Annotated in this window: 12 protein-coding genes; 6 read left to right on the top strand and 6 right to left on the bottom strand. The window is 65.6% G+C overall.

All coding sequences use genetic code 11. The features are described 5' to 3' along the window. Positions 1–25 precede the first annotated feature (25 nt). Together ARTSIC4J27_RS02390 and ARTSIC4J27_RS02395 are read right to left on the bottom strand one after the other, a co-directional pair. The gene (locus ARTSIC4J27_RS02390) at positions 26–985 is read right to left on the bottom strand and encodes an NAD(P)-dependent oxidoreductase (RefSeq protein WP_050053616.1); all 960 of its coding nucleotides are present in this window, start codon (positions 983–985) and stop codon (positions 26–28) included. A 26-nt stretch (positions 986–1,011) separates the two neighbouring features. Then, a complete protein-coding gene (locus ARTSIC4J27_RS02395; protein ID WP_050053617.1) occupies positions 1,012–1,920 on the bottom strand; it encodes a MurR/RpiR family transcriptional regulator in 909 nt (302 codons plus the stop codon). A 144-nt stretch (positions 1,921–2,064) separates the two neighbouring features. Between ARTSIC4J27_RS02395 and ARTSIC4J27_RS02400 the strand changes: the two genes are divergently transcribed. Next, entirely contained in the window at positions 2,065–2,703 is a 639-nt protein-coding gene (locus ARTSIC4J27_RS02400) for a GOLPH3/VPS74 family protein (RefSeq protein WP_050053618.1), read from the top strand. 191 nt (positions 2,704–2,894) lie between these two features. Here the strand turns inward: ARTSIC4J27_RS02400 and ARTSIC4J27_RS02405 are convergent, their stop codons facing one another. Both ARTSIC4J27_RS02405 and ARTSIC4J27_RS02410 read right to left on the bottom strand, forming a co-directional pair. Continuing rightward, on the bottom strand, positions 2,895–3,317 hold the full coding sequence (locus tag ARTSIC4J27_RS02405; protein WP_050053619.1) for a universal stress protein: 423 nt from the start codon (positions 3,315–3,317) through the stop codon (positions 2,895–2,897). Further along, positions 3,289–3,864: a hypothetical protein gene (locus ARTSIC4J27_RS02410; protein WP_235436496.1), complete on the bottom strand. Its 576-nt coding sequence runs from the start codon at positions 3,862–3,864 to the stop codon at positions 3,289–3,291. Before ARTSIC4J27_RS02410 ends, ARTSIC4J27_RS02405 begins: the two co-directional genes overlap by 29 nt. 240 nt (positions 3,865–4,104) lie before the next feature. Here ARTSIC4J27_RS02410 and ARTSIC4J27_RS02415 point away from each other — a divergent pair, with 240 nt between their 5' ends. Then, positions 4,105–5,313, top strand: a complete 1,209-nt coding sequence (locus tag ARTSIC4J27_RS02415; RefSeq protein ID WP_050053620.1) for an aspartate transaminase — start codon at positions 4,105–4,107, stop codon at positions 5,311–5,313. A gap of 25 nt (positions 5,314–5,338) precedes the next feature. Next, positions 5,339–6,016 (top strand): 4-carboxy-4-hydroxy-2-oxoadipate aldolase/oxaloacetate decarboxylase, encoded by a 678-nt coding sequence (locus tag ARTSIC4J27_RS02420; RefSeq protein ID WP_050053621.1) that lies wholly within the window; start codon positions 5,339–5,341, stop codon positions 6,014–6,016. A gap of 258 nt (positions 6,017–6,274) precedes the next feature. Here the strand turns inward: ARTSIC4J27_RS02420 and ARTSIC4J27_RS02425 are convergent, their stop codons facing one another. Then, positions 6,275–7,747, bottom strand: a complete 1,473-nt coding sequence (locus tag ARTSIC4J27_RS02425) for an HNH endonuclease signature motif containing protein (protein ID WP_050053622.1) — start codon at positions 7,745–7,747, stop codon at positions 6,275–6,277. A gap of 596 nt (positions 7,748–8,343) precedes the next feature. Next, positions 8,344–9,264, bottom strand: coding sequence for a LysR substrate-binding domain-containing protein (locus ARTSIC4J27_RS02435; RefSeq protein ID WP_050053624.1), 921 nt, complete (start codon positions 9,262–9,264; stop codon positions 8,344–8,346). 507 nt (positions 9,265–9,771) lie between these two features. On the opposite strand from ARTSIC4J27_RS02435, the gene ARTSIC4J27_RS02440 reads away from it, so the two are divergent. The 3 genes from ARTSIC4J27_RS02440 to ARTSIC4J27_RS02450 are packed head-to-tail and all read left to right on the top strand — an operon-like array spanning position 9,772 to position 12,345. Further along, a complete protein-coding gene (locus tag ARTSIC4J27_RS02440; protein WP_050053625.1) occupies positions 9,772–10,560 on the top strand; it encodes a LamB/YcsF family protein in 789 nt (262 codons plus the stop codon). 1 nt (position 10,561) lies between these two features. Further along, positions 10,562–11,293, top strand: coding sequence for a 5-oxoprolinase subunit B family protein (locus tag ARTSIC4J27_RS02445; protein WP_050053626.1), 732 nt, complete (start codon positions 10,562–10,564; stop codon positions 11,291–11,293). Beyond that, on the top strand, positions 11,290–12,345 hold the full coding sequence (locus tag ARTSIC4J27_RS02450; protein ID WP_083435278.1) for a 5-oxoprolinase subunit C family protein: 1,056 nt from the start codon (positions 11,290–11,292) through the stop codon (positions 12,343–12,345). The genes ARTSIC4J27_RS02445 and ARTSIC4J27_RS02450 overlap by 4 nt, the downstream gene beginning before the upstream one ends. Positions 12,346–12,503: the final 158 nt, after the last annotated feature.

Below are 12,503 nucleotides of genomic sequence, written 5' to 3' on the forward strand. Positions count from 1 at the left end.
TTCCTTTGGGGCTGGGGTTTGGGTATCAGGCGACGGCAGTGGTGCCGGCCGCTGTGCCTGAAGCGTTGCCGGGTGCGGCGCTTGGTGTGGTGCTGGGTGCTCCGGCGGGAGTGATGGCCGGGGCGACGGTCCGGGCGATTTCGGTGAAGTCAGCCGTCGGGCCGAGCGAGGCCAGGGCATCCTGCCACTGGCTGGCGACGGCGGCCAGGAGTGCGGGCTTTTCGCCGATCCGGGCGGCAACATTCACGGCGAGGGCGGCATCCCGGGCCATCAGGCCCAGCGAAAAACCGGAATCGTGGGTGCCGCTGAGCACCCAGTTGGGGTACATGTTGGCGGAGACCTTGCTGCCTCCGGACGCGTTGCTGATACTGGCCGCGGCGGTGGCGGGGTCGATGCCGTAGGCCTTGGCGACACCCAGCGCTTCACCCACCGAGACCAGGTTGGCCGCTGCCAGCACGTTGTTGAGGAGTTTGACCACGTTGCCGCTGCCGGGGCCGCCGATATGGCTGTACTTCCCGCCCGTCAGCGCCAGCAGGACAGGCTCGGCGGCAGCCAGGGCCTCGTCCGTGGCACCCACGAAGGCGCTGAGCGAACCGGTTGCTGCGCCGTCGCGGCCGCCGGAGACGGGTGCATCCACGAAAGCCGCTCCCTGGGCCTGGGCGAGTTCGGCCATGGTTTTGCTGGTGCCCGGTTCCGAGGTGGTGGTGTCGATAATTGCCACGGTTCCCGGCTCTTTGAGGAGTTGGGGCACGGTGGTTTCCACGATGCTGGCGGCGGGAAGGGAGAGCACAACATAGGGTGTCCCGGCAGCATCCGCGAGGTTGGCAATCGTTTTGATGCCGGCGTCTTCCGCGGCAGCCCTGGCCGCGTCAGAGGGGTCGAAGCCGGTGACGTCCCAGCCGGCTTTGTGGAGGGTGGCGGCCATTGCCCCGCCCATGGCGCCGAGTCCGATGACGGCAATCCGGCGGGTGTTCTGGTCATTCATGGAGGTGCTCCTGGGATGTATTGCGGTCAGTCGAGGTAGATGTCGAGGTCTTTCCACAGCTGCTGGGTGCGGCGGATGGCGGCCCGGCTGCGCTCGGGGTGGGCTGCCTCCATCCCGGCGAGCAATCCGTAGACCAGCGAGTTCGCCGCGGTGACCGACTGGAAGAAGGAGATGCCCTCCGAGGCCACCACCAGCAGGTGGTTGGCAGCGGCTGCAAGGCGGCCGCGGCGCATATCGCTGATGGCGACCACCGTGGCCCCGGCAGCTTTGGCGGCTTCGGCGGCCACGATGACCTGCCGGACGGAGCGCCACATGTTGATCACCACCAGCACGTCGCCGGCGCCAAGGGTGTTGGTGCTTGACGCCAGGTGGACACCGCCGCGGTTTTCCAGCGAGATGGGGTACCCCATCGTGGAGCCGAGGTGGGCCATCACGCTCGCGGGTCCGGCGAACGAGCCAATCCCGACGACGGTGATGGACTTGGCAGCGGCCATCGCCGCAATGGCGGCCTCGGCTTCGTCTGCGGTGTTGGATTCGAGGGTCAGCCGCAGGTTTTCGATGTCATGGTTCAGTGCGTCGTGCAGGGGGCTGCGGTGTTCGCCGTGCTCGGTGAGCGTGTCCTCCGTGGAAATCATCACGAGGTAGCGCGAGCGGAGTTCGCGCTGCAGGTCCGGCCAGCCGCGGTAGCCAAGGTGCTGGGCGGCGCGGACCACGGTGGAGTTGTTGACGTCGGCCCGCTGCGCGATTTCCGCGATGTCGGCGTAGGAGGAGAGCTGCGGGTTCCGGGTGATGACCTCCACTACCCGGCTTTGTGCCTTGGTGAGCGGAACATCCGGGATCGCGTCGCCGAGCCATGCCTGGGAGCTGTTCCCGGGACCGTTGCTGCCGTTGGTTTCAAGGGCGAAGGTTTCCGCTTCTGCAGCGTTCGTGTTCAAGGAAGACCTGTTCTGTAACGCAGATCACTCTGCAAGGGCGATTGCATTAAATGTACTCTGCAATTTCGCTTGCTTCCAGTGTTTTGCGTTACCTGCGTGTAAAACCTCGTTGTGGTTGCCCGTTTCCCGCGGGACCATAGTGGTATGGATGCTGAATCTTCCAAGGCCCGGGAGCTGAGCCTTCCGCAGGCGTTCCTCCTTCTGGCAACAAACGATGCCGACGGCGGGGCAGAAGTTCCCCAGCCCGTTCTCCAGGCCGGGGTGGCCGGGGCAATCCTGGCGGAGCTGGATCTGCTCGGTGCCATCGAACTGCAGGGAAAGCACGTCAGGGTCACTGGCACTCCTGTGCCCGCCGAAGTTCAGCATCACCTGGACCTCATCCGGCATAAATCGAGGCCGCACACTCCCCACCGCTGGGTTTCAATCCTGGAAAGCCGTGCCGAAGTGCATCGTATTTACGAGGAGCTGGCGGAGCGGGGCGTCGTGAGGCACGTCGGCGAAAAGCGCCTGGGCCTGTTCAGGATCACGCGCTATCCCGAGCAGGACCACGCCCCGAAGGCGGCGCTCCTCAAGGAAATTGGGGCCGGACTTGGCGGCGGAACATCCGATGCTCGAACCATGGCCCTCATCGGACTGCTGCACGTGACGGGGCTGCTGGAGCGGCTGTTCGCCGATGGCGACCATCACCGGGCCCGGGACATAGCCAACAGCCACTGGCCCTCGCACGCCGTTGCCGAGGAGATCCGCATGATCACGCTGGCGGAGGCGGAAGCCGCAACGTAGCAGTCATTGCGGCAGCGGGCTCCCTGGAGTGGGCGTTAAACGCAAGTGGGCATTAAACGCAAGCGGACGACGGCGGGAGGTCCCGCCGTCGTCCGCCAACAGACTTTTGACCCGGCTACTGGAGTTTTTGTCCAGATATGCAGGCTTAAAGGCTTATTAGCCCTGCATATCTGGACAAAAACCCGAAGCCGTTAGTCGTCGTAGGTGTTGGCGATGTACACGTCGCAGGGGGCGTTGTGGGCCACGCTGTTGGCGACGCTGCCCAGGAGCCGGCCGATGCCGCGCATCCTGCGGTTGCCCACCACGATGACCTTCGCGTCCAGGCGGATTGCTTCCTTGATCAGGGCATCAGCCGGCTTGCCGCGGGCGGCCGAGTGCGTGATCTCAACGCGCTGCCCCGACCTGCCCAGCTCGTTCGCTACAAGTCCGGCGCTGTCCGCGTTGGAAATCCGCACCTGGTCGGACCCGACGCCGAACGTTTCGGCGGTCTCAGTCTCGAACGCGGTGACGATGTGCAGCGACGCTCCCAGCGAGGCCGCCAGGTCCCGCGCAGCCTCAGCGGCCTTCCTTGCAGACTGGCTGCCGTCAACACCTACAACTACTACTCCACTCATGCTTTGCTCCTTTACTGGTATCCGTCACTTGGCGTTCAGGAGCCAGTCTAGAGAACTTGGACTTGCTGCCCCAGGTCATTTTGCGGATGGCGTCGCTTTGGAGTCCGCTGAGCGCGGCGAGTTCGAACTCGTCCATCACGCCAAGCCTGTGGGCGGCGGCAAGGAGGTTCAGCCGCCGGGCCTCCAGTGCGGCCCGCGATTCCTCGAGTTCGGCGAGCTCGGACTTCAGGCTTGCGATGGCGGCGAGCTGTTGTTCTGCGGGCCGGCCGGAGGGCAGCAGGTCGTCATATGTCAGGCCGATGGTGCGGATGGTCCAGCGGGAGAGGCCGGCAGCGTCGGCGAGGCGGGTAACCTTCATACCGTCCCGGAGCGCCTGCGCAACATGCTGGTTCAGCCTGGCGGAAACGGGACGGCTGCTGCTCGCGTTGAACGCCAGCCGCTGCCGGTTCGCCTTCAGCAGCGTCCGGATTTTCTCCGCCTGGAGCGCAGCTTTGTCAGGCTTGAGTGCTCCCCGGTAGCGGTAGTAGCCGACGTCGCCATGGTGCATAACCGCCAAGATCACTCCTCGGTTGGGTACTTCCGGATGGGCCACCTACGAGGCTAGGCAGTGACGGATGCATGGCGGAAATACCAATAGTGAGTGGACCCATAGCCGAAAACTGTGGGTCTGCCAGCCATAAGGGACGCTTATCCGTCCACGCAGTATTGGTCTTATCCAGACCGTCCGGATTTCCCTAGTGTCGAAGGAAACGAGTACCGCTCCCTCCTGACTCCCTAGGAAGAGACCATGCCTGAATTTGTCCCTGCAGTGCGGGTATCCCGCATCAAGTCCTCCGCCAGCGTGGCTGCCGCGGCCCGGGTGCGCGAACTGAAAGCGGAAGGGCGCCGCATCCTGGACCTCACCGTGGGCGAGCCGGACTTCGACACCCCGGAGCACATCAAGGCCGCCGCCGTCGAAGCGATCAACCGCGGTGAGACCAAGTACACCTCCGTCACCGGTACCCCTGCCCTCCAGAAGGCCATCCTCCAGACCCTGGCGCAGCGGACCGCCCTTCAGTACACCCCGGCCGAGATCACCATCGGCGGCGGCGCGAAACAGGTCATCTTCACCGCGTTTATGGCCTCCCTCGACGCCGGCGACGAAGTGATCGTCCCCGCCCCCTACTGGGTCTCCTACCCGGACATGGTGCTGGCCAATGACGGCACCCCGGTGGTGGTTCCCTGCGGCGAGGACGTCGGCTTCAAGCTCACGCCCGAAGCCCTGGCTGGTGCCCTGACCGGGCGCACGAAGTGGGTCATCCTCAACGCGCCGTCCAACCCCACCGGCGCCGTCTACTCTCCGGCCGAACTGCGGGCGCTCGCTGATGTCCTGGCCGGTTTCCCGCACGTTTACGTCCTCACCGACGAGATCTACGACCAGATCTACTTCGGCGAAGGAAAGCTCGGCAGCCTGGTGGAGGTGGCCCCCGAACTGAAGGACCGCATCCTCGCCGTCAACGGGGTGTCCAAGGCCTACGCCATGACCGGCTGGCGGCTGGGGTACGCGGCCGGACCGGCGCCGGTGATCGCCGCCATCAACAAGCTGCAGTCGCAGATCTCCTCCTGCCCCTCCTCCGTGAGCCAGGCCGCCGCCGCCGCGGCCCTCACCGGCGACCAGGGCTTCGTCCGGGACAGCCTCGAGGTGTACCGCAAGCGGCGGGATACGGCAGTGGCCGCCCTGAACGCCGTCGACGGGTTGTCATGCACGACGCCGGAAGGCGCCTTCTACGCCTACGTCAACTGTGCGGGGGTTATTGGCAGGACGACGCCGGACGGAACTGTGATCCGCGACGACCAGGACTTGACGCTCTACCTGCTCGAGGCCGCCTCCGTAGCCGTCATCCAAGGCTCCGCTTACGGACTGGGCCCCTACTTCCGGATCTCCTACGCCACCAGCCTGGACATCATCGAGGAATCCATCGCTGCCATCGACAAGGCCGTCCAGGCCCTCAACTGACCCAACCCACCAAAGGAAAAACGCCGTGATCCACGTCAAGACCAACATCGACCGCCCCAGCGCCGACGCCGTCAGCCGGCTCGCGAAGTTCTCGTCCGCCACCATCCACGAGGCACAGGGACGCAAGGGCGCGCTCAGCTCCCGCATCAAGCCCATCGACAGGTCCATGTCCTTCTGCGGCCCGGCCACCACCGTCCGCTGTGCGCCCCGCGACAACCTCATGCTGCAGGTGGCCATCCATTACGCCCAGCCCGGCGATGTGGTCCTGGCCGCGGCGGGGGAGTACGAGGAAGCCGGAACCTTTGGCGACGTCCTCGGCAACGCCATGAAAGCCAAGGGTCTGGCCGGCCTGGTGACCGACTCCGGCGTCCGCGATACCCAGGACCTGATTGAGCTCGGACTGCCCGTCTTCTCCGGCAGTGTGTCCATCAAAGGCACCGTTAAAGAGACCATTGGGCCCATCAACCACCCGGTGGTCTTCGGCGACGAAATCATCTACCCGGGCGACGTCCTGCGCGGAGACGCCGACGGTGTTGTAGTGGTCCGCAGGGACGAGATCGAGGAAGTGATCCGCCTTTCCCAGGAACGCGATGACGCCGAGCGTGAACTCATCAGCTTGTACAAGGATGGCGGGACCACCATCGACCTGTGCAACCTGACGGACGTGTTGAAGGCCAAGGGGCTGCTGGTCGAGCAGGCCTAGGAGCCTGGGAATTCCAACAGGGCAGCAGCAGTGCAGCCGCCGCGGGCTAGTCCTGCGGCGGCCGCACTGCTGCATCCTGATGGTTGAGGTTTGACGATTGAGCCGGTGGGTGAGCCGAGGGACACGGCCGCCGGGTTCCCTGACCGAGGTTGCGAGGTTAGGGGCAGTTGGGGAGCGAAACCCGAAACCCGATACCCGGTGGCTGGGCAGGATTGACCCGGTGGTTGAGCAACCCGAAACCCGAAGCCCGGCGGTTCGTCAGGCGGGCGGGGCATGCAGGAACCACTCGAGTTCTTGTTCGCCTGGGGAGAGCCCAAGGTAGATAAAATCCGGCGGATCGCCAGTCGCGGACTGTAGTTGGGCAGGCCAGTGTGGTGGTTCCCAGTCGTGGTGTTCGGCTTTGTAGTGGCGGCCGGTGGGTGAGGTCCAGCCTGGTGGTTCGTTTTGGGTGGCAGGGGTGGGCGTCCATCCGGTGGCGTGTTTGAGGCGGTGGTGTTTCGGGCAGAGCTGGGCCAGGTTGCTGATCCCAGTGGTTCCGCCGTGTTGCCAGGCGTGAAGGTGGTCGGTGTCGTTGTCGAGGGAGGGGTTGTTGCAGCCGGGGAAGGTGCATTTTCCGTCCCTGAGTTGCAGTGCTCTTTTCATGGCTTTGGTGAGCCGGTAGCGGGTGCGGCCGATCTCCAGCGGCGCCCCGTCCCTGGGGTCCACCAGCACCCGGTAGAACGAACCGGCACCTTCAGCAACGAGCCTGCGGGCCATCGAAGGCGGGATCGGACCATACCCGTCCAGCATGGCGGGCTCATCAGCCATGCCCTCGAGGGAGAATACCGGCACGGTGACCAGCACCTGCGCCTGGATCCGCGATGACGGGCCAGCCGCCGCACCGGAGTCGTCACCGCCTGCACCGGCAGACCTGGCGTTGTTGCCGGTGCCAAGGATCGCCTCGGCGAAGGTGTCGGCCTTCAACTGGGTAAGGGTGCGGGGCTCGTTGGGTCCTTGCATTCCGCGGGCGAGGGCGGTGAGCCGGTTCCAGCCCGCCATCGCCTGGTCCGCGGGCAGGCAGGCGGACAGCCAGGCCATCCCGTCACGGTCCGGCCGGTATTCCACCCGCCGGTCCGCCACACCCTTGGCGTGGCGCTTTTCGATGGATTCGGGGTGGTGGCGTTCCCGCCAGGTCCTGGCCTTGGTACGGAACCGGTAGGCCGGCAGCTCCCCGATGGGGGCGGCCGTAGGCGGCCGGGGCACCTCCGGGTCCAGGAACTGCGCCTCCAGTGCCGCCGCACCGGCGGGGTCAAGGCCGGCCGTTTCCTCCACCATGACCAGGGCGTGCGGCCAGGTGATCGTCCCGGCCTGCAACGCCGAGAACGCCAGCGGCAACTCCTTGGACACCGCGTGGGACGCGGCCAGGAACACACCCGCGGCCCGGGGCCCGAGGGCCAGGAGGGCGCCGATTTCCGCGGCGACAGCCATTTCCAGCGCCTGCACCGGCATGTCCGGCGGCGCAATGGCCTGGGCAGTGTCCGCATACGTCACGGCAGCCCGGGCCTTCACAGCAGCGATCCCGGCCTCCGCCACCCGCGCCCCGGCGAGAATGTCCAGGCACCCATCACCCAAACCTGCCAGTGGATCAGCAGCCGAGAACGGCTCCGCACCACACCCCTCCGCCTCGGCATTGAGCACGGCAAGAGCGGCCTTGATGTCCTCAAACGCCTTCGCCACCGCCGCTTTACCCATGTATCAATCATCACAAGGGGGTCTGACATTCCTTGAGGGAGGGGCTGGAACGTGATGACCCGGATGCGCGCCATTGTCCAGTTGGGGAGCCAGCGCCCGAGTGGGCAGCAACCGCAGTTTGGAACGGGGCCGGATACGGAAAAGGAAGGTCTGGATAGGGGAAGGCAGGCCAGACGGAAGAGGCAGGCCTGCGGAAGCAGGCCAGACGGACATGGCAGGATTCCCCCGAGGAGCTTCTAGCGTGCTGGAAGCGGGTACTCCGGAGGCCCGAACATAGCGTCTTCCAGGAGCCAGACGGTGCACCCGCCCCGGCCTGCGGGCATGAGGCTGCCTTCGAAGACGAAGATTGGGTCCATCGAGCGGTCCTCGGGGCGCCAGAATCCATTTGCCGGGCAGTGGAATCCAGTTTTGGCCATCAGGCCCAGGCCCTTACCGCTAATTCTCCGCAACGTATCTATCTTTTTCACGGCGTTCTCCCATTAATCCTTCAAAGAATGGATCGGCCATAATTTCCGGCCTTGAATTAATTTTAGGATTCAGGGTGAAGTGGCGCTAAGACCAATGCTGCGTGACCCAATAAGCAGGTGCTATGGAAACTAGCGGGCGTACTTATTGTTGAGCATTTCCTGAAGCATTTCCTTCAGGACCAGCAGGACCGCGGACGCCGCTTCGGAGAGGGGATCGTGGTCCGGGGTGCACAGGGCGATTTTGCACTGGAGGGCAGGGTCCACGATCCGCAGGACGTTGAAGTCCTCCTCGTGGAACAGGGCATCCGCTGCTGACTTGGGCATGATGGTGGCACCCAGGTCAGCGCGCAGCAGCCGGGCGAGGGACGGAACGGATTCCACCTCGCCCGCCAGTCGCAGCTCAAGGCCCTTGCTGGTAAGCCCGGCCTGTACAGCCTGGCGAAGCGTGTGGATCTGTTCGGGCAGGAAGAGCCCGTGGCGCGCCACTTCTTCCAGGGAGATCTCGCCGTCCGCGTGCTGGACGCCCTCCCGGTTGGCGTTGACCACAAAGTGGAGATCCTCCACGATCATGGTGGTGAACAGCACCCCGCGGATGGGGCCCGGCTCGTAGATGAGCGCCATGTCCAGCCGGCCGTTCTTGATGGCCTCGCTGAGGACGCCGCCGTAGATCTCCGTCACGTGCAGGACGATGTCCGGGTACCTGCGCGCGACTTCGCTGATGATCCGCGGAGTCAGGCTGGAAGCCATGCTGTAGGGCGCGATGGCGATGGACACGCGGCCGGAAGGGGCAGCCCCGGACTTGGCGACGTCCTGCCGTGCCTGGTCCACGAGGCGCAGGATGGATTGTGCGTGCCGGTACAAGGTGTGCCCTGCGGCAGTTGGCACCACGCCCTGCTTGCTGCGGATCAACAACCGCTGCTTCAGGTCTGTCTCCAGGGCCGAGACCTGCTGGCTCAGCGCCGGCTGGGCTACATGCAGCGCCGCGGCAGCCTTGGTGATGCTTCCCGAATCCACGATCTGGACAAAGTACGCAAGCTTTCGCGTATCCATGGCCGCCCTCTCCTTGTGCAGATCGTCGCTGTCCGGAACATCACTGTCCAGAACATCGCTGTCCAGGACATCCCTGTCCGGAACGCTAATTCACTAATCAATCATTCTACCCCCGGCCAATCATGCAATTTCCCGATGGCGTCAGATGCATTTTGCATAAGTATCTTGTTAACTCCTCCAAGCCATTTCTTTTAACATTCCTGAAATCTGTGGCACTTACCTTGAAGACGATCGATAACCCCCATTGCCGGGCCATAGGCCTTTTGAGGAGGAAGTGGCATATGAACTCTGCATGGCACAGTCCCGCGGTCATAACCCCCGCCTATCCCGTGACATGGATTACGTCTTTGTGTGATCAAACTCCCGGTGTCAGACTTTTTCCTACAAGCCCGGCTTCCCGGGCAACGGGATCGACGCCCCAAGGGCCGGTCCCCACCACTTCCGCTTCAGGCATCAGGCGCTGCGCCGCGGCACAGCGCTGCGCCAACACCCCAAAGGAGGGCTCACATGGGACCCACAGTTGATCTCGTGGCAGATCTCGGAGAAGGCTTCGGCGCCTACTCGATGGGCGACGACGCGGCCCTGCTCGAAGTGGTGTCCAGCGCCAACATCGCCTGCGGCTTCCACGCCGGAGACCCGGACATCATGAACGCCACTGTGGCCGAATGCGTGCGCCGCGGCGTCAGCATCGGCGCCCACCCGAGCTTCCCGGACCTCCGGGGCTTCGGCCGCCGCGCCATGGACCTCACCGCGGACGAAGTCCGCAACGACATCCTGTACCAGTTCGGAGCCCTCAGCGCCTTCGCCGCCTACCACGGTGCCGGCGTCGTCCACCTTGCCCCGCACGGCCGCCTCGGGAATCTCGTGGCAACCCGCCCCGACTATGCAGAAGCCGTGGCTGACGCGGCTGCCCGCATCAACCCGGGCCTCATTGTCCTTGCCCAGGACGGCGAACTCGCCGACGCCGCCGCAGCCCGCCGGCTCCCCGTGGGCATCGTGGGCATCGCAGACCGCGCCTATGAAGCGGACGGCACCCTGGTGCCGCGCAGCCGCCCCGGCGCCGTCATCCACGATCCCTCAGCCATCGTTGACCGCACCATCCGCATGGTCTGCGAAGGCGTCATCGAAACCGCCGCCGGAACAGACCTCCCGATCATTGCCGACACCATCCTGCTGCACGGGGACACCCCGGGCGCCGTCCAACTGGCCCGCCAGGTCCGCGCTGAACTGGAACGCGCCGGCGTCACCATCGCCCCGCTCGCCCAGGTCCTCGCCGCCAAAGTGAAAGCCGCCTGACATGCCCGCCACTCCAACTCCAACACAGCCTCCGGTGGAGGTGTTCGAATCCGGGGACGCCGCACTGCGCGTCGTCGCGTCCTCCCCGGACCGGGAAGCCAACTGGGCTACCGTCCACGCCCTCGCCGGGTGGCTGGACGCGGCCGGTGCCGACGGCGTTCACGGTGCAGTGCCCACCTACGACTCCCTGCTCGTGGAATTCGATCCCGGCGTCACCTCAGCCCGCCAGGTCTGGGCCTTTGTGATGCTCGGACTGCGCCAGCTCGAATTCACCGGTGCCCCGGCGCGTGCGCCCCGGGAATTCCAAGTCCCGGTGGTGTACGGCGGCGACTACGGCCCGGACCTGGAGCGCGTTGCCGAACAGCAGCGGCTCTCCGTCGAGGACATCATCGGGCTTCACACCACCAAGTCCTACGTGATCCGCTGCCTCGGCGCCCCGGCCGGCTCGCCCATGATGGACGGTCCCGATTTTCCCTTCCCCGTGCCCCGCCTGAAGGACCCCCGGTTGTCCGTGCCCGCAGGCGCCGTCTCGGTAGCCGGCCGGCAGGCAGTCATTGCCCCGGCCGCAGCCCCGGGCGGCTGGTGCGTTATCGGCCAGACTCCGCTCACCGTCCTCGACGTAACCGCAGAACCGCTGGTGCCCTACGTCCCCGGCGACACCCTGCGCTTCCACCGGATCCAGGCCGAAGAGTTCGCGTTGTACGCCGGCAGGAAACTGGAGGCAGCACCATGAGCCTGGTCATCCAGCAGCCTGGCAACTCCGTGGTCACGGACCTGGGACGCTTCCGCGGACCCCGCTTCGGGCTGCCGGTGAACGGCGCCCTGGACCAGTTCTCGGCCCGCGCAGCCAACATCCTTGCCGGCAACGCGGACAACGCCCCGCTGCTGGAAATCACCGCGCTGGACTTCCGCATGCGGGCCACCACGGACCTCCTAATCGCCGTCACCGGCGCGCCCCTGCACCTCTCGGTGGGCGGGCGCGAGTGCCAGCAGTGGGAGCCGGTGTCCGTGCGGGTGGGGGAGACAGTGGCGATCCGAAGGATCGACGGCGGCCTCCGCGCCTACATCGCCGTCCACGGCTCAGTGGAGGCGCCCGTCCTGCTGGGCAGCTGCGCGCCGGACACCGTCGTCGGCTTTGGCCTGAGGCTCACGGAAGGCACGGAACTGAAGACTTTCCGCAGCGTCCCGCCCATCCGCCAGCCATACTTCGACCTTCCCCTCTTCCGCCTGGGGCTCACCCGGCCCGAGTTCACCAGCACAGCCGTGGTGGAAGTAACGGACGGACCCGATGTGGACGAATTCGGCGACACTGCGGAGCTGCTTTACAACACCGACTACACCGTCAGCGCCCGGAGCAACCACATCGGCCTGCGGCTGGGCGGGGCACTTCCCGAACGCCAGTCCACGGCCGAGGTACTGTCCCGCGGCGTCCCGGTGGGCGCCATCGAGGTGCCCTCCCGTGAGGAGCTCCTGGTGCTGCACCGGGGGCGCGGGGTCACCGCCGGCTACCCCGTCCTGGCAGTGGTCACCAGCCGCTCGCTGGACGTCCTTGCCCAGGCCCGCCCCGGCCACAAGATCACCTTCCGCAAAACTTCCGTCCCCGAAGCGACAGCGAAGCACCGCGCAGCGCTGCGGGAACTGGAAACACTCCGCTCCACCATCAGTACCGTCTTCGCCCTCCTGGGCGTCGGCAACCAACCAGGCAACCACTACGGCAGCCAACCAAGCAACCACTACGGCAACCAACCAGGCTGGCCCCGGCTCGCGCCGGCAGCAGGAAGCTAAACACCCTCGCCCCAGCGTCAAACCCTTGTTACCATCCCCTTTAAGTAAGGAAAGCCATGTCCACCTCTACGCATGCGGCCCAGCCGCACCAAGAGCGGCTCAGCAGCAAGCAGACCCGCAAGGTCGTCACGGCCGGCTGCGTCGGCATCTTTGTGGAA

Origin of the sequence: Pseudarthrobacter siccitolerans (assembly GCF_001046895.1) — a bacterium.
Taxonomy (GTDB): Bacteria; Actinomycetota; Actinomycetes; order Actinomycetales; family Micrococcaceae; genus Arthrobacter; species Arthrobacter siccitolerans.